Raw genomic sequence first — 20,186 nt, 5'->3', positions numbered from 1 at the left:
GTTGATCAGCCGACGAATGCGCGCTCGATCACGAATTCTGCGGGCTTGTTGTTGGCGCCTTCGTTAAGGCCGGCCTTTTCCAGCAAAGCCTTGGTATCCTTCAGCATTGCCGAGGAACCGCAGATCATGCCTCGGTCGACAGCCGGATCCAGCGGCGGCACGCCCAGATCGGAATAAAGCTTGCCGCTCTCCATCAGGTCGGTGATGCGGCCTTTGAACGGAAAATCTTCGCGGGTGACGGTCGCGTAGTGCTTGAGCTTGTCGCCGACGATTTCATTGAGGAATTCGTGATTACGGATCTCCTCGACGAGGTCGAAGCCGTATTTCAGTTCGGCAACCTCACGGCAAGTATGCGTCAGGATCACTTCCTCGAACTTTTCATAGGTCTCGGGATCGCGAATCAGGCTTGCGAAAGGTGCGATGCCGGTACCGGTCGAAAACATGTAGAGGCGCTTGCCCGGGGTCAGCGCATCAAGCACCAGCGTGCCGGTCGGCTTCTTGCGCATCAACACCCGGTCACCCGGCTGGATACGCTGGAGATGCTGGGTCAGCGGACCATCCGGAACCTTGATCGAGAAGAACTCCAGTTCCTCGTCCCAGGCCGGACTCGCGATCGAATACGCACGATAGACGGGTTTTTCGCCCACCATCAGCCCGATCATCGCAAACTCGCCGGAGCGGAAGCGGAAGCCGGCCGGACGAGTCATGCGGAAACGGAACAGACGATCGGTATAGTGCGTGACGCTGAGTACGGTCTCGGCATACACGCCTTCCGGCACGATCAGTTCGGCGTTGTCTGTCTTGGCAGGAGCATTCATAGGCTTGTCGATCCTATCCGTCTTTCGATCCAGTCGCGACAGCCTATAAACCAGACCGTCGCATTCCACAATTGCATCGGGATGAAGTCTTGGTACCGATGCCATGCACCATAGATATGGCAGCGTCCTTGACTTCCATCAAAGGTCGCCGCTCACATATCTCATTTTCCATATTTATGCACCAGCCGTTCCCAGACGACGCCAGCTGAACCCGCCGGCAACGGCAGAATCTCTTGCCGTCGGCTGGTATCGCTGGGCGATGCCCGGCAGACGGCCGTCCTCCAGTCGCTTCAAAGCCACTGCATTGGTCACCGAAAAGCTGTCAAATCCGGTACGCAGCATCAGGGGCACCTGATCGATCAGGACATCGCCCACCGCGCGGACTTCGCCGGTGAAACCCAGCCTCTGACGCAGCAGCATTGCATGGCTGAAACCCCTACCATCATTGAACGCCGGAAATGCGACGGCAATCAGGTCGATACGGTCGAGATAGGGTTCAAGCCGGGTCACATCGTCGGCAGGCGACACCAGAACGCCAAAGCCGCCTTCGTTGGTCTCATCGGCTGCCACGATAAACGCTTCGAGGTCGAGCACGGCGCGCTCGTCTTCGCCGGCCTTGCGCTCCTCGGTTTCAATCACCCAGCGATCGTTCTCGACGAAGCCGGTTTCCTTCCAGATCTTGCTCATCTCACATTCCTCAGGCGGCTTCGGCGGCTTCGCCGTAAAGGGCATCCTTGAACGGCTTCGGGCCGACCCGGCGATAGGCTTCAAGGAAGGTCTCCTTCGGATCAAGCCGCAGACCGAGATAGGTGTCGACGATCCGCTCTACGGCATCCGTCACGCGATCCGGCTCGAAGCCGCGACCGATGATCTCGCCGATCGACGTGTTCTCGTCACCGGAACCACCAAGCGTGATCTGGTAGAGTTCGGCACCCTTCTTCTCGACACCGAGCAATCCGATATGTCCGACATGGTGATGGCCGCAGGCATTGATGCAGCCGGAAATCTTGATCTTCAGTTCGCCGATTTCAGCCTGACGGGCCGGCGAGCCGAAACGCCTCGAAATCTCCTGCGCTACCGGGATAGAGCGGGCATTCGCCAGCGCGCAATAGTCCAGGCCGGGACAGGCGATGATATCCGTGATGAGGCCGGCATTGGCGGTTGCGAGACCGGAAGCCTCCAGCGCCTGATAGACGCTATAGAGATCGGCCAGCGCTACATGCGGCAGGATAAGGTTCTGTTCATGGCTGACGCGGATTTCGTCCTGCGCGTAGCGCTCGGCAACGTCAGCCACAACGTCCATCTGCTTGTCGGACGCATCACCCGGCGTGCCACCGATGGGCTTCAGCGAAATCGTCACCATGCCGTAGTCGGGATGGGTATGTGGTTGCACGTTCTGGCTCGCCCAGGATGAAAAGGCTGCATCGGCCTTCTTCGCACGGGCCAGCGCTTCCCAGCCTTCCGGACGGTCGGACAGAACCGGCGGAGCGAAATAGTTCTCGATGGCGCGGATATCGGCGTCCGGCAGCTTCAGTTCGCCATCACGGATGTGGTCGAACTCGGCCTCGACCTGCCGGGTCAGTTCCTCGACACCGGTCTCGTGGACGAGGATCTTGATGCGCGCCTTGTACTTGTTGTCGCGACGACCATGCAGGTTGTAGACGCGGACGATCGCGGTCACATAGGTCAGCAGGTCCTCTTCCGGCAGGAAGTCGCGGATCTTCTTGGCGATCAGCGGCGTACGGCCCTGCCCGCCACCGACATAGACGGCAAAGCCGAGATTGCCGGCCTCGTCCTTCTTCAGGTGAAGGCCGATGTCGTGCACCTGGATCGCGGCGCGGTCGCGCGGAGCGCCGGTGACGGCGATCTTAAACTTGCGCGGCAGGAAGGAGAATTCGGGATGAACCGAAGACCACTGGCGCAGGATTTCGGCATAGGGACGCGGATCGGCGACCTCGTCGGCGGCAGCGCCGGCGAAATGGTCGGCGGTCACGTTGCGAATGCAGTTGCCCGAGGTCTGGATGGCGTGCATCTCGACGCTTGCCAGATCCGAGAGGATATCGGGTGTGTCGGAAAGCTTCGGCCAGTTGTACTGGATGTTCTGCCGTGTGGTGAAATGACCATAGCCACGGTCATACCTGCGGGCGACATGGGCCAGCATGCGCATCTGCTTCGAGTTCAGCGTGCCATAAGGAATGGCGACGCGCAGCATGTAGGCATGAAGCTGCAGGTAGACGCCATTCATCAGGCGCAACGGACGGAAGGCGTCCTCGGCGATCTCACCACTCAGACGACGCTGCACCTGATCGCGAAACTGCTCGACGCGAGCAGAAACGAAAGCGTGGTCGAATTCATCGTAACGATACATGTCTGTCCTCAGGCGGCAATGAAATCGGGATCGGCATGGCCATGGCCGTGCGCATAGGCAATGGTGGGACCCTCGGCGCGGATGCGTTCGCGCAGGCGCAAGGGCCAGAGCACACCGTCCTTCTCCTCGACATCGATGACATTGACGTCAAGCACGATGTTGCTGGCGAAGGCCTGGCGGCCTGCTTCTTCCAGCGCGGCAATCGCTTCGGCATGCCGGGCGACGAAGGCATCCTGCAGTTTTTCCGTCCACTGGCCGCCGGCATCGAGCCAGACGGCGATGCCGTCGCCAAGGCGGTTGGCGGTCAAGACTTTCTGGGCCATGTCAGGTCCTCTCGAAGTGGGAAAGGCTGGCGATCTTGCCGCGCAGCGGTTCGGAACGGGAGAAATTGCCGCCGGCAACGGCATCGCCGATGATGACCATCACCGGACCGGTCAGCTCGGTGCGATCTTCAAGCACCGGCAATTCATCCAGCGTGCCATGAAACAGTCGGCTGTGGGCGCGACCGGCATTTTCGACGACCGCAACGGTGGTATCCCGCGCAAGGCCGGCTGCCATCAACCGGGTGGCGACGGATGCCGCAACGCTGCGGCCCATATAGACCGCGACGGTTGCGCCCGAGAGGGCGAGACGCGCCCAGTCGGGCAATGCTTCGCCATGGAGATCATGCCCCGTGGTGAAGACCAGCGAGGAAGCAACGCCGCGAAGCGTCAGCGGCAGTTCGAAATCGGCGGCCGCGGCGAAGGCCGAGGTGATACCCGGCACGATTTCATAAGCGACGCCTGCAGCGCGAAGCGCCGCCATCTCCTCGCCGGCACGACCGAAAACCAGCGGATCGCCCGACTTCAAGCGAACGACGCGCTTGCCCTCGCGACCAAGCTCAACCAGCAGATCGTTGATCTCTTCCTGCGACTTCGAATGGCAGCCCTTGCGCTTGCCGACAGCAATACGGTCCGCATCCCGTCGGCCCATATCGATGACCGGCTGCGGCACCAGCGCATCATGGACGATGACATCGGCTTCCATCAGCAGCCGGTGCGCCCGCAGCGTCAGGAGATCCTCGGCACCCGGACCGGCGCCGACAAGAAACACCCGACCGAGTTCGCGCTCGCCGCTCTCGGCGATCAGGCGCACAGCGTTGCGACGAGCATTGGTGATATTGCCCTCACCCACGGCATCGGCAACATCGCCGCTGAAGAAACGCCGCCAGAACTTGCGACGCATGGTGCCGCGCGGAACGCTGCGCTCGACGCTTGCACGAAACTCTTCCGCCAGTCGGGCAAGGCGACCGAGCGACCGCGGCAGGCGGCGATCTATCTCGGCGCGGATCATCTGCGCGAGAACCGGGCCGGCGCCTTCCGTTCCGATCGCAACCGCGATTGGCGCACGGTTCACCAGAGCGGGCGTGTAGAAATCGCAGAACTCGGGCTGATCGACTGCATTGGCCGGGATCCGGCGCGCACGAGCGGCAGAGACGATCCTCCGGTCCAGCTCGGCATTACCCGTCGCGGCAAAGACCAGCGCGGCGCCATCCACTTGACCGGGATGGAAGGACTGCGCCACCCGCTCGATCGCGTGCCGTTCCAGAAAATCCGCATAGTCAAACTCGGGAGCGACCGCGTGAGCAATGATGCGCGCTTTGGTGTTACTCAGCAGCCTCGCCTTGGCGAACGCTTCCGCGCCGTCGCCAAAAACGGCGACAGCGGCATCCTCGACCTTGAAGAAGGCCGGGAAAACCGAAAGCTTGTTATGGCCTGCGCCCATGGTCACGATCCAGTTGTGTAGTGAGCGCCAATATCACCTTTTTGGGCTGGCGATAGAAGAAACAGAAATCCCCCGCCGCTCGGCACCGCACATTTCTTTGCTAGGCTTTCGGCGGATGCGAGCAAAAGTCACCGAAGGGTGATAAATCCACAATTTCTATCGTTTAATTGGGATTTCCTGTTGAAAAAAGCTGGCGACAAACGATGTTTTTTGCTTTCGACCCTATCAGGCCGACGATAGGATCGCACCGCAGCAAGCCACGGGGACGCAGCTATAGATGACGGATATCACTTCTCGCCTGCTCGATGTCATCGAGCACGACATCCTTCCGCTGACGGAAGCCGGAGTTGCAGCCGGCAACAAGGTTTTCGGCGCGGCGATTCTCAGAAAATCCGACCTGTCGCTGGTGCTGGCGGAAACCAATAATGAGCTCGAGAACCCGTTGTGGCACGGCGAAGTGCATACGCTGAAGCGCTTCTACGAACTCGAGGAAAAGCCTTCGACTAAGGACTTGATCTTCCTTTCGACCCACGAGCCCTGCACCATGTGCATGTCGGCGATCACCTGGGCCGGCTTCGACAATTTCTATTACTTTTTCAGCCACGAGGACAGCCGCGATGCCTTCGCGATCCCGCATGACCTGAAGATCCTCAAGGAGGTCTTCGGACTGGAGCCCGGCGGCTATCGCAAGTCGAACGCCTTCTGGAATTCCTATGCACTGTCCGATCTGGTGGCCGTAAAGGACGCGGCGGAACGGGAGAGCCTGACGGAACAGTCCAGGCGCATCCGTGCAGTCTATGACCGCCTCTCCGGGCAGTATCAGTCCGGGAAATCGGACAACGACATTCCGCTCAACTGAGCCGGCAGGACGACCGCATGGAACCCTCCAAGGACATCTCACGCCTGATCGAGATCATGGCCGCACTTCGCGATCCGAAAACCGGCTGCCCGTGGGACATTGTCCAGACCTTCGAGACCATCAAGCCTTATACAGTCGAGGAGGCGTATGAGGTTGCCGACGCAATCGAGCGCAACGATCCCGACGATCTCTGCGAAGAACTGGGTGACCTGTTGCTACAGGTGGTGTTCCATGCCCGCATGGGAGAAGAAGCTGGCCTCTTCTCGTTCGGTGACGTGGTCGAGGCCATCACGCGAAAGATGATCCGCCGCCATCCGCACGTCTTCGCCGTCTCCGACGCGGACACGCCGGAAAGCGTGAAAGCTCAATGGGATGAGATCAAGCGGCAGGAAAAGCGCGAACGGGCCGAACGGCGGGCGCGGCGCGGCACGGCCGAACACGACGTGAAGGCCGGTCATCTCGGCGACGTACAGAGGAGTTTCCCCGCACTCACCGAAGCGTTGAAGCTGCAGGAACGTGCGGCCAAGGTCGGCTTCGACTGGTCGGAACCGGAGCCGATCCTCGACAAGATCGAAGAGGAAATCGCCGAACTGCGCGAGGCGCTGGCGGAGGGAAAGCCGGAAAAGATCACCGACGAACTCGGCGACCTGATCTTCGCCCTCGTCAACATCGGACGCCATGTGGATGCCGATCCGGAACAGGCACTGCGTGGAACGAATACCAAGTTCCGTCGCCGTTTCAGTTATATAGAAAATTCTCTTAAAGAAAACTCTGAAACTCTGGAAGATGCGACGCTGGAGCGAATGGAAGAACTCTGGCAGGCGGCAAAGGCGATCGAACGGCAGCTGGACTGACGCTCAAAGTACGCATCCATAGAGTTCCGCCCTACCGCTCCCAGTCTTCCTTTTCCCGCTTCGGGCCACCGCCGAGCTTGCGCTCCAGCTCCAGCGCCTGACGTTCCGTGAGGCGCAGGTCGAGGCTGACGGTGCCGTCTTCGTGGTCCTCTCGAATGTCGACGATGGCGTTTTCGTAGGCCCAGGAAATCAGCGCATGCTTGTCCGCAGGAACGACGACCGTGGTTTCGGTCAGGACACCCGAAAGGCGCTCGGAAATCACGTCCATCAACCGATCGACGCCCTCGCCCGACATGGCGGAAACGGGGATGACATTCTCCCTGCTCTGGGCCTTCTGCAGGATCGCATCGTGGCTTTCGGGATCGAGACGGTCGATCTTGTTCCAGACCTCGATGATGCGCTCCGCCCTCTCCTTCTCGTCGATACCGAGATCGTCGAGAATGCGCAGGACGTCCGTTGACTGCGCCGGATTATCCGGGTCAGACATGTCACGCACATGCAGGATGAGGTCGGCTTCCAGCACCTCTTCGAGCGTGGCACGGAAGGCGGCGACCAGATGGGTCGGCAGGTCGGAGATGAAACCTACGGTATCGGACAGAATGACTGTGCGGCCATGCGGCAGCTTCATGCGGCGCAGCGTCGGATCGAGCGTTGCAAACAGCATGTTCTCTGCCAGCACGCCTGCGCCGGTAATGCGGTTGAAGAGCGTGGACTTGCCTGCGTTGGTGTAGCCGACCAGCGCCACGATCGGATGCGGCACCTTGCGACGCTTGGCGCGATGCAGTTGCCGCGTCCGGACGACCTGTTCCAGTTCCCGTTCGAGCCGGACGATCCGGTCCTGCAAGAGACGGCGGTCGGCTTCGATCTGGGTTTCACCCGGACCACCCATGAAGCCCGCACCACCGCGCTGGCGTTCAAGGTGGGTCCAGCTCCGGACCAGACGGCCCTTCTGGTAGTTGAGATGGGCAAGCTCGACCTGAAGCGTGCCTTCCTTGGTGGAGGCGCGACGGCCGAAGATTTCCAGAATGAGACCGGTGCGGTCGATGACCTTGGCGCGCCATTCCTTCTCGAGGTTGCGCTGCTGTACCGGCGTCAGGGGATGATCGACGATGACGAGGCCGGCATTGTGCTCATCGAGAAGCGCCGACACTTCCTCGATCTTGCCGGTTCCAAGAAGCGTCGCCGGCCGCGGCTGGTTGACGGGCACGATGATGCCCGCGCCAATCGTGAGGTCGATGGCCCTTGCAAGACCAATCGCCTCTTCCAGTCGGCTCGCATTGGAACGCGTGGGAGCAAGCGTTTCGGCTGCTGCCGCGCCACGTGCCTGTTTCAGGACGGGGACGATGACAACAGCACACATGTCATCCCGGTGTTTTTCGTTTTCCGGGATGATCGAATCGTTTTTGGTGTCGCGAGTGGTTATGGCTTCAATCCTGTGACGAAGCGTTGTCTTCGCTCTCGAACATCTGCATGGGCTGGCCCGGCATGATGGTCGAGATGGCGTGCTTGTAGACCAGTTGCGAATGGCCGTCGCGACGCAGCAGAACGCAGAAATTGTCGAAGGAGGTCACAACGCCCGTGAGCTTGACGCCGTTGATCAGGAAGATCGTCAACGAAATCTTCTGCTTGCGGACGGTGTTGAGAAATAGATCCTGCAGATTCTGAGAACGTTCCGCCATAGCGTCGCTTCTTTCTTTCTTGCCGGCTCATTGGCCGGTATAATTATTCTTTAAGCTTATCAGCCTTGTAAGGACTGTCCCTGATAGGCCCTTCACCGTGAAGGTGGTATCAAATCGCCGTCTTTTCCGCAATGTCGAAAAAAGCGCTCCGGATTTTCTCCGAAATCGTTCCGGGATAGCCGTTTGCGATGGAAATGCCGTCGATTTCGACAATCGGAAAGCAAATACTCGTCGCCGCGGTAATAAAGACCTCGCGCGCCCCAAGCATTTCCTCGCGCGAAAACTCTCTTTCACGGATCGAGATTCCCAGAACCTTGGCCACGTCCATCAGCGTCGTGCGGGTGATGCCGCGCAGGATGCCGTGTTCGGCCGGCCGTGTGACGAGATTGCCCTCGGCGTCGACGATCCAGACATTGGTCGCCGCACCTTCCGTCACCATGCCCCGGGGATCGATGAAAATCGCTTCCTGAGAACCGGCCTCCTTGGCCGCTTGGCGGGCGAGCGCATTCGGCAGAAGGCCGACCGTCTTGATGTCCACCCGGTCCCAGCGATTGTCGGGCACGGTTATCGCCTTGATGCCGGAGGCGTTCTTGCGGGCGATCACCGAAGGATCGGTGCTCTTGGCCGTTACCACCAGCGACGCCGGCGTATCCGCTGACGGGAAGACGTGATCCCGTTTCGCAACTCCGCGCGTCACCTGCAGATAGAACAATCCGTTCTTCACATGATTGCGACGGACAACCTCGCGGATCACCTGTACCAGCGCCGCACGCGACATGGGCGGGCGGATACGGATTTCAGAAAGGGAACGATCGAGGCGATCGAGATGCCGGGTCAGATCCACGATAAGCCCGTGACGGATCTCACATACTTCATAGACGCCATCGGCGAACTGGTAACCGCGGTCCTCAATGTGAACGCTGGCCTTGTTATGCTGGACATAGCGACCGTTGACATAGGCAATTCTCGGCATCACGGCCTTCCGGAAACTGGATTTTCGAGATTAGAGCGCCGATCTGATGGAATCAGGTCGGCGCTCTAAGGTTTTCTTTTTGAAGCATAATCTTGTCGATCCTCGTTTCACTCCGGTCGGATTATGCTCTAGAAATACTGAATGGAAACGCGGAACATCTGTTCAACAACACGGACGGCATCGGCTGTGGCGAACATGACAACCCGGTCCTTCGCCTTGATCCGTGTTTCGCCGTTCGGCCGGATCACCGCCTTGTCGCGATAGATCGCACCGATGCGAAGCCCAGGCGGCAGGTCGAGATCGCGGAAAGGCCGTCCGACAAGCGGTGATGTCTCCAGCGCTTCGGCCTCGATCACTTCGGCCATGCCTTTCTGTACGGCATAAACTGACAGGATGCGCCCTTTGCGGACATGCTGGAGGACGCGCGAGATCGTTACGGCGCGCGGATTGATGTGTGCATCGATGCCCACACCCGTCGCCAGCTCCTGAAAGCCCGGATTGTTGATCAACGCCATGGTGGAGCGGCAACCCATGCGCTTGGCCATGGCCGCGCCGAGAATGTTGATTTGATCGTTGTTGGTGAGGGTCACCATCAGATCGGCTTCCTGAATATCGGCCTGCTGCAGGATCGCCTGATCGAGCGCGGAACCGTGCAGGACGATGGTGCTCTTCAACCGCTCCGATATCGCGACCGCCCGTTCGCGGTCGCTCTCGATAATCTTGATTCTGGTCCTCGGCTGCATCTTCTCGATGGTGCGAGCGACGTATTGCCCGATATTTCCGCCGCCAGCGATGACAATGCGGCCCGCCTCCTGCTCATCATGACCGAACAGACCAAGCGTGCGGCGCGTGTGATCGCGTTGGCAGATGACATAGGCAAGATCGCCAACCAGCAATTGGTCGTTTGACTGCGCGACATGAAGCCTGCCGTTACGATAGATCGCCGTCACCGTCGCCATAAGGTCCGGGAAAAGCTGGCTCAGTTGATGCAAAGGCGTATTGAGGACCGGGCAATCCTCCATGCATTCGATGGCGACCATGGCAATATGGTCTTCCGCGAAGCGGACGATATCCGTCGCCCCGGGGAAGGAAATACGCCTCAGGACCATCTTGCCAACTTCGATCTCGGGGGAGATCGTTACATCGATCGAGATGTGTTCCCGGCTGAAGAGATCGGCATATTCCGGCCGCATGTAATTCTGAGCGCGGATGCGTGCGATCTTGGTCGGCACGTTGAAAAGCGCATGCGCGACTTCGCAGGCGACGATGTTCACCTCATCGTAGAGCGTCACGGCAATGATCATGTCGGCATCGTCGGCACCGGCCTTGGCCAGCATGTCGGGATGGGCACCATGGCCGACATAACCACGAACGTCGAGCGTCTCCGTGATGTGCGCTACCAGCGATGCCGAGGTATCGATGACCGAAACGTCATTGTCCTCCTGGGACAAGCGCTCCGCGATACCGTAGCCAACCTGTCCTGCCCCGCAGATGATGACTTTCATGATGCCTCTTCATGCAATGGGAATCAGGCGGCCCTGTCAGGGCCGCCTGCCACATGACTTATACGCCAAGCGACTTCAGTTTGCGATGAAGTGCGGAGCGCTCCATGCCGACAAACTCAGCCGTGCGTGAAATATTCCCGCCGAAACGGTTGATCTGCGCGATCAGGTAGTCGCGCTCGAACATCTCACGCGCCTCGCGCAGGGGCAGCGTCATGATATGGGTATCGTTGCGAGCCGAAACCTTCGGCAGCATTTCCGACAGGTCCTGCGGCAGGATCTCGGCGGAAATCGGCGTATCCGGGCTATCCCCCTGCGCCAGGATCATCAGGCGCTCGATGTTGTTGCGCAGCTGGCGGATATTGCCCGGCCAGTCATTGGCCTGCAGGACCGCCATTGCGTCATCACCGATCCGCCGCTGACGGATACCCGCCTGCTCGGATACCTGACGCATGAACATGTCGACCAGGAAGGGAATGTCCTCCCGCCGTTCGGCAAGAGCCGGAACCTTGATCGGCACGACGGCGAGCCGGTGGAACAGATCCTCCCGGAATTGCCCCTCCGCGATCATGCCTTCGAGGTTGTAGGCGGAAGACGAGATGACCCGCACATCGACCTTGACGCGCTTGGAACCACCGACACGTTCGAACTGCTGTTCGACCAGAACCCGAAGGATCTTGTTCTGGGTCTCGCGTGGCATCTCGCCGATCTCGTCGAGATAAAGGATACCGCGGTGGGCCTCCTCCAGCGCGCCGATGCGGCGCGGCTGGCCCGGCGTGCCTTCGGTGCCGAACAGCGCGATCTCCATGCGATCAGGCGTGATCGCCGCCGCGTTGAGCGTCACGAAGGGGCCGCTCGCGCGGCTCGACCGCTTGTGGATCATGCGTGCGACCAGTTCCTTGCCAGAACCGGAAGGGCCGAAGATCATGATGCGGCTGTTGGTCGGGGCAACCTTTTCGATCGTCTGACGAAGCTGTGAAACGGCAACCGAAGTACCTATCAGCTCGACGGCATCGCCCGTGCGCTTCTTGAGTTCGGAAACCTCGCGTTTCAGCTTGGAATTCTCGAGCGCGCGCTCCGCGATCAGGATCAGGCGATCCGCCTTGAACGGCTTCTCGATGAAATCGAAAGCGCCGCGCTTGATTGCCGAAACGGCCGTCTCGACGTTACCGTGGCCGGAAATCATCACGACGGGAAGATCCGGATGCCGCGCCTTGATCTCGTCCAGCAGCGACAGGCCGTCCAGCCGGCTGCCCTGCATCCAGATATCGAGAAATACGAGACGCGGCGCGCGATCCGAAATCGCAGCCAGCGCGCTGTCGGCATCATGAGCGGTGCGGGTTTCGTGCCCCTCGTCGCTGAGGATGCCGGAGACGATCTCGCGGATATCCTCTTCGTCGTCGACTACCAGAATATCAGAGGCCATGGACCATTTCCTTATCGCTTTCATTGCCCATGATGGTCATTGTCTCAAGACGCGGCAGGACGATGCGGATCATAGCACCCCTGCCCCGGTCGAAATCGGCGGGAGCGTCATGCAGCTCCAGCTGACCACCATGTTCTTCAATAATCTTCTTCACGATTGCGAGCCCGAGGCCGGTGCCCTTCTCGCGCATCGTCATGTAGGGTTCGAGAATGCGGTGCCGGTTCTCCACCGGAAGGCCGCGTCCGTTGTCGATCACATCGACGACGAAACGGTCCTGCTCATGATCGAAGGACGAACGCACCATGATCCTGCCGCCATCCGGCAATTCCTCGCTCGGCACGGCCTCGATCGCCTCAACCGCATTCTTGATGAGGTTGCCGACGGCCTGCGACAGCATGCGAGCGTCGAAACTGCCCTGCAGTGGTTCGTTGCCGAATTCACGAGTAAACTTAATGCCGTGCGTGCCCATCTCGCGCAGAAATACGGCATCGCGCAGCACGTCGCGCAGATCAGAGCTCTGCTTTGCCGGCTTCGGCATCCGGGCGAAAGCGGAGAATTCATCGACCATGCGTCCGATATCCTCGACCTGGCGGACGATGGTGTCGGTACACTGGTCGAAGACGGCGCGGTCGTCCTCGGCGATATGCTTGCCGTAGCGGCGCTTGAGGCGTTCGGCGGAAAGCTGGATCGGTGTCAGCGGATTCTTGATTTCGTGGGCGATACGGCGTGCAACGTCCGCCCAGGCAGTCGAGCGCTGGGCAATGACGAGATCAGTGATATCGTCGAGCGTGATCACGTAGGAATCCTCGGAACCGCGGGTTTCCTCGCGCGTCACCTGAACGTTCAGCGTCCGCTCCTTGCCGCCCCGGATCAGATTGATCTGCTCGCGATATTCGCCGCGATGACGCACGGCGGCTTCCGCCAGCACACGGTCCACCTCAGGAGCGACGAGACTGAGCTTCTGGCCGATCAGATCCTCGGAAGCCGTCGCAAGGAAGTATTCGGCGGACGGATTTACGATGGTGATGACCCCGTCATCCTCCACACCAATGACTGCGGCCGTCACGCCGGAAAGCACGGCTTCGATGAAGCGTCGCCGGTCGTCCACCTCGTCCTTGGCTTCAAGGATTTCGTCGCGCTGGCTGCGGATCTGGGTAATCATCTTGTTGAAGGTTCGCGACAGGCTGCCGACATCGCCATCAGCGGAACGAACCGGCACGATAACATTCATATTGCCCGAGGCAACGTTATCGGCGGCGCCAATCAGCAGACGGATCGGCCGGACGATACGGTCTGCGACAGCGATTGCCGTCCAGATCGCGGCCAGCAGTACGATCAGCGCAAAGCCAAGATAGAGAATGGCGAAAGCGATCTGCAGCGTGGTGCGACCATCCTCCATCGCCTTGTATTCGGCGGTGTTCTCCTCCATCAGCCGCATTGCCGACATGACCTTCGGATCGACGGCGCGGATTGTGTAGAGGTAAGTGCCCGAAATGGAATCGAGCTTGATGATCGCGCCCACGAGGTTGGTCACACCCGGCGGAATGAGCGTCGGCTGGCCGGCAGCAGCACTTTCCAGAGCGTCCTTCGGGATAGCCGGCAGCGGCTTTTCGGTTGTTATGTCAGCCTGCGTGATCGAAGAGCCGTCCTGACGCACAAGAAAGGCGCCGAGCATGCCGCGTCCCTTGGTCTGGCGGGTCAGGAGCTGCACGAAGCCGGTGCGATCGAGATAATAGAGCGCGCGATTGCGTTCCAGATCATTCGCCATCGAGATCGTCTGGCCCTGAAGGTAGCTGGCGTTTTCCAGCATGTAGGCCTGCGCGACGTTCATCGATGAAGACACGATGGACTGCGTTCTCAGGGAGAACCATCGGTCCAGACCGACATTCAGCGTGATACTTGCGAAGATCGCGACGAGGATTGCCGGCGTTATAGCCACAATCGAGAACAGCACCACGATACGGACATGCAGACGGGCCGCGGCGCGGCCGCGTGTGCGCGCCTTCAGGAGCCGCGTCACCTCGCGACCGATGAGGAACATCAGGCCGACGATGAAAAGAGAATTGACGATCGCCGAGGCAACCAGAACCTGGGACGTAGGTTCGATGGGCGTGAGACCGAGCAGCACGGGCAGTGTGAAGATGGCGCATGCAAGCGCGCCGCCGGCGACCAGGAGGCCGGGCAAGGCAAAGGACGCGCGACGGTCATGGGCCGTCGCGGCGTCGAGATCCGTTGCGGACGCGGCCATCCGACTGACCATGAAAACTCCCGCGCCCTGCCTGCAGAGCCCAATTCGATGCTGCACCTCGGACCGAACCCGAAAGCGGGTCGATCACTTCCCTCGCGTCACACTCCCACCCGATCCTGTCAAACCGGCAGGACCGGAGTACGCGAGGCTTCGTGACTTTTGAGCAACGCAATGTGGCGAAATTGCAACGGGCCTTGCAGCTTTGTCAAGCCGAGCGGGAACTGCGGTAGACCGAAACTCCCAGCTCGCGGATCTTTTTGCGCAACGTATTACGGTTGAGCCCGAGCAGATCGGCAGCCTTGATCTGGTTGCCACGCGTCGCGGTGAGCGCGGCAAGAATCAGCGGATATTCCATTTCGGTGAGTACCCGGTCATAGAGGCCCGAAGGCGGCAGGGCGTCGCCGAAGCTTGCGAAATAGGTTCGCATGTTTTCCTCGACGGCCTGCGAAATCGTCATGGAGCCCGCCGGCACGCCCACCTTGGCGATCGGGCTGTCGGCAATGTCGGAGCGCAGTTCCTGCTCGACGATTTCGCGGGAAATCACGTCCTGCGGATAGAGCGCCATCAGGCGGCGGACGACGTTTTCCAGCTCGCGGACGTTGCCCGGCCAGGCATAGGCCTTCATCACCTCCAGCGCCTCGTTGTCGAATCGCTTCGGATCGAGGCCTTCCTTTTCGCCCTGCTGGATGAAATGGCGGACCAGATCCGGAATATCTTCCGCGCGGTCGCGCAGTGGCGGCAGGCGCAGCGGCACGACGTTCAGTCGATAATAGAGGTCTTCGCGGAAGAGGCCCTGGTTGATCGAATGCTTCAGGTCCTTGTTGGTCGCGGCAACGATCCGGACGTCGGTGCGGATCGGCGTGCGACCGCCCACGGTCGTATATTCGCCCTGCTGCAGCACGCGCAGCAGACGGGTCTGCGCATCCATCGGCATGTCGCCGATTTCATCGAGGAAGAGCGTGCCGCCTTCTGCCTGTTCGAAACGGCCGGTGGAACGGGTCTGAGCACCGGTGAAGGCACCCTTCTCGTGACCGAAAAGTTCCGATTCGATCAGGTCACGCGGGATCGCGGCCATGTTGATGGCGACGAAAGGACCGTTGCGGCGCTTTCCGTAATCATGCAGCGCACGGGCGACCAGTTCCTTACCGGTGCCCGATTCGCCGGTGATCATCAGCGTTAGGTCGGTCTGCATCAGGCGCGCGAGAACGCGGTAGATTTCCTGCATGGCCGCAGAGCGACCGACCAACGGCATGCCATCCTGCATGTCGTCGTCGAGACGGGCCGGCTTCTTCTTCGGTTCGGCAAGCGCACGGCCGATGATGGCTATCAGCTCCGTCAGATCGAAGGGCTTCGGCAGGTAGTCGTAAGCGCCCTTCTCCGAGGCCTTGATCGCGGTCATGAACGTGTTCTGGGCGCTCATGACCAGCACCGGCAAATCGGGCCGTGCCTTCTTGATGCGCGGCAGGAGATCGAAGGCGTTCTCGTCCGGCATGACGACGTCGGTGACGACAAGGTCACCCTCACCGGCGGAAACCCAGCGCCACAGGGTGGCGGCATTGGACGTGATCCGGACTTCGTAGCCGGCGCGGGTCAAGGCCTGATTCAATACGGTGCGAATGGCTGCGTCGTCATCAGCGACAAGAATCGTTGCAGTCATCAGAAGCTTCCTGTGGATTTCGCCGGGGGTTCTTCATCAAGCGGGATGTCCTTGGAGACGGGCATCAACACGCGGAAAGTCGTTCGGTTCGCCTGGCTGTCGCATTCGACGATGCCGCCATGGCCGCCAATGATCTTGGCGACCAGCGCCAGCCCAAGGCCGGAACCATTGGTCTTGGTGGTAATAAAGGGATCGAAAAGATGCGGCAGCAGGTCGGATGGCACACCGGGGCCATTGTCGTGCACGCAGAATTCGAGCGGCAGGGAAATCTTCTCGCGGGATCCGGCAACCGACAGGCGGATACCCGGGCGATAGGCCGTCGTCAGCTGTATTTCGCCATCCGGCCGGTCACCGATCGCCTCGGCGGCATTCTTGATGAGATTCAGGAACACCTGCACAAGCTGGTCGCGATTGGCGTAAACCGGCGGCAGCGACGGGTCGTAGTTCTCGGTGATGCGGATATTTCTGGCAAAACCGGCCTTGGCGATCGCCTTCACATGGTCGAGCACCGAGTGAATGTTCAGGGAAATCCGGTCGACCGGCCGCTCATCGGAGAAGACCTCCATACGGTCGACCAGCGAAACGATGCGGTCCGTCTCGTCGCAGATCAGCCGCGTCAACGCACGGTCTTCGTCTGTGACGGAGGTTTCGAGCAATTGCGCAGCACCGCGGATGCCGGAGAGCGGGTTCTTGATCTCGTGGGCCAGCATCGATGCGAGGCCGGTCACCGAACGGGCTGCTGCGCGGTGCGTCAGTTGCCGGTCGATCTTGTCGGCCATCGACCGTTCCTGGAAGACGATGACCACATCACCCGGCTGGTTGACCACCGGAGCAACATAGAGGTCCACCAGCTTGTCCTGCCCGAGGCGGGGCGAGCTGAGGTCAACCCGGTATTCGTTCACCGGCGCACGGCGTTCGCGGACCTGATCGATCAGCGAAAGCAGCGGGCTGCCGAAGGGAATGAAGGTGGACAGCTTGTAGCGGGACAGATGCGCAGCGCTCGCACCGAAGAATGCCTCGGCTTCCCAGTTCGCGAAAGCGATATGGCCGTTGGTATCGACCATCACTACCGGATTTTGGACCGAGTTGAGCACTGCCATGGCCAGCCCGTTGCCGCCGTTATTCGCGTTCATGCGGCCTCCTGTCGGCTATCTGCGGCGGACAGCGCCTCAGACAGCACGCTGAAAAGCGATTTCGAAACGAAATCGGCGTCCTTCGACGTCATGATTTCTCCCTTGGCGGCAGCAGATGCCTCCGGTGCAAATCGGTCGAGATACCAGCCCAGGTGCTTGCGGGCATGCCTTATACCGACATCGCGCCCGTAATGGCCGAGCATTGCCTCATAATGTTCGCTGACGAGCGCGGGAATCTCGGAAGCGTCAGGACCCGCGCCACCGGCAAGCCAGCCGGCGTGCCAGGGGCGCCCTTGGCACGCCCGCCCGGCCATCACCGCATCGGCACCGGAGCGGCGCAGGATCTCGTCGGCGTCTTCGCGCGTCTCCACATCGCCATTGGCAACCAGCGGCACGGACACCACGTCCCGCACTCTGGCGATGGCGTCCCAATCGGCCCGTCCCTCATAGAATTGCATGCGCGTGCGGCCATGTACGATAATCATCTTCACGCCGGCAGCTTCAGCCCGAAGAGCAATTTCCGGGGCGTTCAGGGAATTCTCGTCCCAGCCCAGCCGCATCTTCAGCGTCACCGGCACCTTCACGGCATTTACCGTTGCCTCGACCAGCGTCAGTGCGTGGTCGGGATCGCGCATCAGTGCCGAGCCGGAATAACCGCCCGTCACCTTCTTGGCCGGACAGCCCATGTTGATGTCGATGATATCGGCGCCATTGGCTTCGGCAATGCGGGCCGCCTCGCCCATCCAGTAGGCTTCACGCCCGGCGAGCTGCACCATGTGCGGATTGATATCGGCACCCTGCAGACGGGACCATGATTCTGGAGCATTGTGAGCGAGTTCACGGCTTGCGACCATCTCGGTCACCACGAGGCCGGCCCCGAAACGCCATGCCAGCCTGCGAAACGGCAAATCGCTGACACCGGACATCGGAGCCAGAATCACGCGATTGCGTATCGCGACCGACCCGATCTCGAATGGCGTATTCAGTGCAGCAGAACTCAAATGATTATCTTTCGGGCACGCTTCAAATTTGCACTATTTTTAGACAGAGATTGTACGCTTGCCAAGTGAAATCCGAGGGGGCGCGATAAAAATTCGGGCAAATGCTGGAAAAACCGAAGCTCAGCCGGTAGACCACGCTTGCGAATTTTTTGTGTCCTTATCTCTTTTACACAGGTCGAACGCTGCAATGCAACAACGCGAAGTTGCCTCTATCGGTATCATTGTCGTGGCGGCAGGACGCGGAGAGCGCGCTGGCGCCTCCGTCGAGGGACCGAAACAGTATCGCAGGATCGGCGGACGCCCGGTAATCGCGCATACCCTGGAGAAATTCCTCGCCTGGAAGAGGTCCGGACCGATCATTGCGGTTATCCATCAGGATGACCATGAACTTTTTGAAAACATGCGACTTTCCCTGAGCGGAGGGAACAGGGTCATTACTGTAAACGGGGGAGCGACCCGCCAGCAGTCCGTTCTGGAAGGTCTACGCGCTCTTTCGCAACACGGCGCAGGTCACGTGATGATCCATGATGCGGTCCGCCCGTTTTTGGACGACGCTCTCCTCAACCGTGTGGCGACCTCTCTCGATGAGGGTAATGCCGGCGCGCTGCCCGTGATGCCGGTTACCGATACGCTGAAGCGATCGAGCGCAGACGGGCACGTCGCCGAAACAGTACCTCGCGCGGGCCTTTTCGCGGCGCAGACGCCACAAGCCTTTGCGCTGCCGGTGATTCTCGGTGCCCATGAAAGGGCCGCGGCGGACGGCCGCAGCGACTTCACCGACGATGCATCAATCGCGGAATGGGCCGGCATTCCGGTGCAGTTGGTAGAAGGTTCGCCCGATAACGTGAAACTGACCGTGAAGAAGGATATCGCCATGGCCGATGCCAAACTTTCCAGCCCCGCAGCCCTGCCCGACGTCCGCACCGGCAACGGCTACGACGTGCATCAGCTGGAACCCGGCGACGGCGTGACGCTTTGCGGCATATTCATCCCCCACGATCAGAAGCTGAAGGGCCACTCCGACGCAGACGTCGCGCTGCACGCGCTCACCGATGCCCTGCTCGCCACCTGCGGCGCCGGCGATATCGGCGATCATTTCCCGCCTTCGGATCCGCAATGGAAGGGCGCGCCCTCTCGGATCTTTCTGGAGCATGCGGCCCGCATCGTCCGCGAGAACGGCGGCACGATCATGAATGCAGACATATCCCTTATCGCCGAAGAGCCGAAGATCGGGCCTCACAGACTGGAAATGCGGGAAAAGCTCTCCGAGATTCTCGCAATCACGCTGGACCGCTGCTCGGTCAAGGCAACCACCAACGAGAAGATCGGTTTCGTCGGCCGTCGCGAGGGCATCGCGGCAATCGCCACGGCGACGGTGGTCTATGGAGTGTCGGTAAAATGACGATCTTTCCAGAAGATATCGAAGCTTCCGCCGCCCGCATCGTTGCCGATTTTTCGGCCCGCGGCCTGACGATCGCAACCGCCGAATCCTGCACAGGCGGCTTGATTGCCGGTGCGCTGACCGAAGTCTCCGGTTCCTCAGCTGCGGTGGACCGTGGTTTCGTCACCTATTCCAACCAGGCGAAGGCCGACATGCTTGGTGTTTCCTCCGAGGTTCTGACGCGCTTCGGTGCAGTATCCCGCGAGACGGCGCTGCAGATGGTCGATGGCGCGCTGCGCCGCTCGGGCGCCAATATCGCCGTTGCTGTTACGGGGGTTGCTGGTCCGACCGGCGGGACGGCTGAAAAGCCTGTCGGCCTCGTTCATCTGGCAGCCAAGAGCCAGAGCGGACTGCTAATCCATCGCGAAATGCGCTATGGCGACATCGGTCGGACGGAAATCAGGCTCGCGACAGTGCGCACCGCCTTCGAACTACTGGTCGCCGTTGCCGGCTGAGCTTTTCA

General features: G+C 60.4%; 18 protein-coding genes. 4 read left to right on the top strand and 14 right to left on the bottom strand.

Annotated elements, in window-relative coordinates; translation table 11 throughout:
- Positions 1–5: 5 nt before the first annotated feature.
- The 5 genes from NBH21_RS06195 to cysG all read right to left on the bottom strand — a co-directional run bounded on the left by NBH21_RS06195 (position 6) and on the right by cysG (position 4,950).
- The gene (locus NBH21_RS06195) at positions 6–818 is read right to left on the bottom strand and encodes a ferredoxin--NADP reductase (RefSeq protein WP_163905497.1); all 813 of its coding nucleotides are present in this window, start codon (positions 816–818) and stop codon (positions 6–8) included.
- 174 nt (positions 819–992) lie between these two features.
- Positions 993–1,505 carry a DUF934 domain-containing protein gene (locus tag NBH21_RS06190; RefSeq protein ID WP_250914703.1) on the bottom strand — a complete coding sequence of 171 codons (513 nt, stop codon included), beginning with the start codon at positions 1,503–1,505 and terminating at the stop codon, positions 993–995.
- 10 nt (positions 1,506–1,515) lie between these two features.
- Positions 1,516–3,186, bottom strand: a complete 1,671-nt coding sequence (locus tag NBH21_RS06185; RefSeq protein WP_250914702.1) for a nitrite/sulfite reductase — start codon at positions 3,184–3,186, stop codon at positions 1,516–1,518.
- An 8-nt stretch (positions 3,187–3,194) separates the two neighbouring features.
- Entirely contained in the window at positions 3,195–3,509 is a 315-nt protein-coding gene (locus tag NBH21_RS06180) for a DUF2849 domain-containing protein (RefSeq protein WP_250914701.1), read from the bottom strand.
- 1 nt (position 3,510) lies between these two features.
- Entirely contained in the window at positions 3,511–4,950 is a 1,440-nt protein-coding gene (gene cysG / locus NBH21_RS06175) for a siroheme synthase CysG (RefSeq protein WP_250914700.1), read from the bottom strand.
- Positions 4,951–5,227: 277 nt separating this feature from the next.
- On the opposite strand from cysG, the gene NBH21_RS06170 reads away from it, so the two are divergent.
- Together NBH21_RS06170 and mazG are read left to right on the top strand one after the other, a co-directional pair.
- Positions 5,228–5,809 (top strand): deaminase, encoded by a 582-nt coding sequence (locus NBH21_RS06170; RefSeq protein ID WP_250914699.1) that lies wholly within the window; start codon positions 5,228–5,230, stop codon positions 5,807–5,809.
- 17 nt (positions 5,810–5,826) lie between these two features.
- Positions 5,827–6,663, top strand: coding sequence for a nucleoside triphosphate pyrophosphohydrolase (mazG, locus tag NBH21_RS06165; RefSeq protein WP_250914698.1), 837 nt, complete (start codon positions 5,827–5,829; stop codon positions 6,661–6,663).
- Between the two features lie 31 nt (positions 6,664–6,694).
- Here the strand turns inward: mazG and hflX are convergent, their stop codons facing one another.
- The 9 genes from hflX to dusB form a co-directional block, all read right to left on the bottom strand.
- Complete coding sequence (hflX, locus tag NBH21_RS06160) at positions 6,695–8,095, bottom strand: GTPase HflX (protein WP_250914750.1); 1,401 nt, start codon at positions 8,093–8,095, stop codon at positions 6,695–6,697.
- Complete coding sequence (gene hfq, locus NBH21_RS06155; protein ID WP_099057781.1) at positions 8,091–8,342, bottom strand: RNA chaperone Hfq; 252 nt, start codon at positions 8,340–8,342, stop codon at positions 8,091–8,093. The genes hflX and hfq overlap by 5 nt, the downstream gene beginning before the upstream one ends.
- Positions 8,343–8,451: 109 nt before the next feature.
- The gene (locus NBH21_RS06150) at positions 8,452–9,315 is read right to left on the bottom strand and encodes a D-amino-acid transaminase (RefSeq protein WP_250914697.1); all 864 of its coding nucleotides are present in this window, start codon (positions 9,313–9,315) and stop codon (positions 8,452–8,454) included.
- 128 nt (positions 9,316–9,443) lie between these two features.
- Positions 9,444–10,820 (bottom strand): Trk system potassium transporter TrkA, encoded by a 1,377-nt coding sequence (trkA, locus tag NBH21_RS06145; protein ID WP_250914696.1) that lies wholly within the window; start codon positions 10,818–10,820, stop codon positions 9,444–9,446.
- Positions 10,821–10,878: 58 nt separating this feature from the next.
- Positions 10,879–12,243 (bottom strand): nitrogen assimilation response regulator NtrX, encoded by a 1,365-nt coding sequence (gene ntrX / locus NBH21_RS06140; RefSeq protein ID WP_250914695.1) that lies wholly within the window; start codon positions 12,241–12,243, stop codon positions 10,879–10,881.
- Positions 12,233–14,503: a sensor histidine kinase NtrY-like gene (locus NBH21_RS06135; protein ID WP_250914694.1), complete on the bottom strand. Its 2,271-nt coding sequence runs from the start codon at positions 14,501–14,503 to the stop codon at positions 12,233–12,235. Before NBH21_RS06135 ends, ntrX begins: the two co-directional genes overlap by 11 nt.
- 193 nt (positions 14,504–14,696) lie before the next feature.
- A complete protein-coding gene (gene ntrC / locus NBH21_RS06130; protein ID WP_250914693.1) occupies positions 14,697–16,148 on the bottom strand; it encodes a nitrogen regulation protein NR(I) in 1,452 nt (483 codons plus the stop codon).
- Entirely contained in the window at positions 16,148–17,281 is a 1,134-nt protein-coding gene (locus NBH21_RS06125; protein ID WP_250914692.1) for a two-component system sensor histidine kinase NtrB, read from the bottom strand. The genes ntrC and NBH21_RS06125 overlap by 1 nt, the downstream gene beginning before the upstream one ends.
- A complete protein-coding gene (gene dusB, locus NBH21_RS06120; RefSeq protein WP_280924968.1) occupies positions 17,278–18,282 on the bottom strand; it encodes a tRNA dihydrouridine synthase DusB in 1,005 nt (334 codons plus the stop codon). Before dusB ends, NBH21_RS06125 begins: the two co-directional genes overlap by 4 nt.
- Before the next feature lie 187 nt (positions 18,283–18,469).
- On the opposite strand from dusB, the gene NBH21_RS06115 reads away from it, so the two are divergent.
- Entirely contained in the window at positions 18,470–19,684 is a 1,215-nt protein-coding gene (locus NBH21_RS06115) for a bifunctional 2-C-methyl-D-erythritol 4-phosphate cytidylyltransferase/2-C-methyl-D-erythritol 2,4-cyclodiphosphate synthase (protein WP_250914691.1), read from the top strand.
- On the top strand, positions 19,681–20,178 hold the full coding sequence (locus NBH21_RS06110; RefSeq protein ID WP_250914690.1) for a CinA family protein: 498 nt from the start codon (positions 19,681–19,683) through the stop codon (positions 20,176–20,178). Before NBH21_RS06115 ends, NBH21_RS06110 begins: the two co-directional genes overlap by 4 nt.
- Positions 20,179–20,186: the final 8 nt, after the last annotated feature.

The sequence above is a fragment of the Ciceribacter sichuanensis genome, from assembly GCF_024055605.1.
Lineage (GTDB): Bacteria > Pseudomonadota > Alphaproteobacteria > Rhizobiales > Rhizobiaceae > Allorhizobium > Allorhizobium sichuanense.
This window is presented reverse-complemented; position numbering and strand designations above follow the sequence as displayed.

What these genes read in the sequence shown, in the direction of transcription:
- NBH21_RS06195 (WP_163905497.1), bottom strand. Translation starts at nt 818, where the DNA reads ATGAATGCTCCTGCCAAGACAGACAACGCCGAACTGATCGTGCCGGAA.
- NBH21_RS06190 (WP_250914703.1), bottom strand. Translation starts at nt 1,505, where the DNA reads ATGAGCAAGATCTGGAAGGAAACCGGCTTCGTCGAGAACGATCGCTGG.
- NBH21_RS06185 (WP_250914702.1), bottom strand. Translation starts at nt 3,186, where the DNA reads ATGTATCGTTACGATGAATTCGACCACGCTTTCGTTTCTGCTCGCGTC.
- NBH21_RS06180 (WP_250914701.1), bottom strand. Translation starts at nt 3,509, where the DNA reads ATGGCCCAGAAAGTCTTGACCGCCAACCGCCTTGGCGACGGCATCGCC.
- cysG (WP_250914700.1), bottom strand. Translation starts at nt 4,950, where the DNA reads ATGGGCGCAGGCCATAACAAGCTTTCGGTTTTCCCGGCCTTCTTCAAG.
- NBH21_RS06170 (WP_250914699.1), top strand. Translation starts at nt 5,228, where the DNA reads ATGACGGATATCACTTCTCGCCTGCTCGATGTCATCGAGCACGACATC.
- mazG (WP_250914698.1), top strand. Translation starts at nt 5,827, where the DNA reads ATGGAACCCTCCAAGGACATCTCACGCCTGATCGAGATCATGGCCGCA.
- hfq (WP_099057781.1), bottom strand. Translation starts at nt 8,342, where the DNA reads ATGGCGGAACGTTCTCAGAATCTGCAGGATCTATTTCTCAACACCGTC.
- NBH21_RS06150 (WP_250914697.1), bottom strand. Translation starts at nt 9,315, where the DNA reads ATGCCGAGAATTGCCTATGTCAACGGTCGCTATGTCCAGCATAACAAG.
- trkA (WP_250914696.1), bottom strand. Translation starts at nt 10,820, where the DNA reads ATGAAAGTCATCATCTGCGGGGCAGGACAGGTTGGCTACGGTATCGCG.
- ntrX (WP_250914695.1), bottom strand. Translation starts at nt 12,243, where the DNA reads ATGGCCTCTGATATTCTGGTAGTCGACGACGAAGAGGATATCCGCGAG.
- NBH21_RS06135 (WP_250914694.1), bottom strand. Translation starts at nt 14,503, where the DNA reads ATGGTCAGTCGGATGGCCGCGTCCGCAACGGATCTCGACGCCGCGACG.
- ntrC (WP_250914693.1), bottom strand. Translation starts at nt 16,148, where the DNA reads ATGACTGCAACGATTCTTGTCGCTGATGACGACGCAGCCATTCGCACC.
- NBH21_RS06125 (WP_250914692.1), bottom strand. Translation starts at nt 17,281, where the DNA reads ATGAACGCGAATAACGGCGGCAACGGGCTGGCCATGGCAGTGCTCAAC.
- NBH21_RS06115 (WP_250914691.1), top strand. Translation starts at nt 18,470, where the DNA reads ATGCAACAACGCGAAGTTGCCTCTATCGGTATCATTGTCGTGGCGGCA.
- NBH21_RS06110 (WP_250914690.1), top strand. Translation starts at nt 19,681, where the DNA reads ATGACGATCTTTCCAGAAGATATCGAAGCTTCCGCCGCCCGCATCGTT.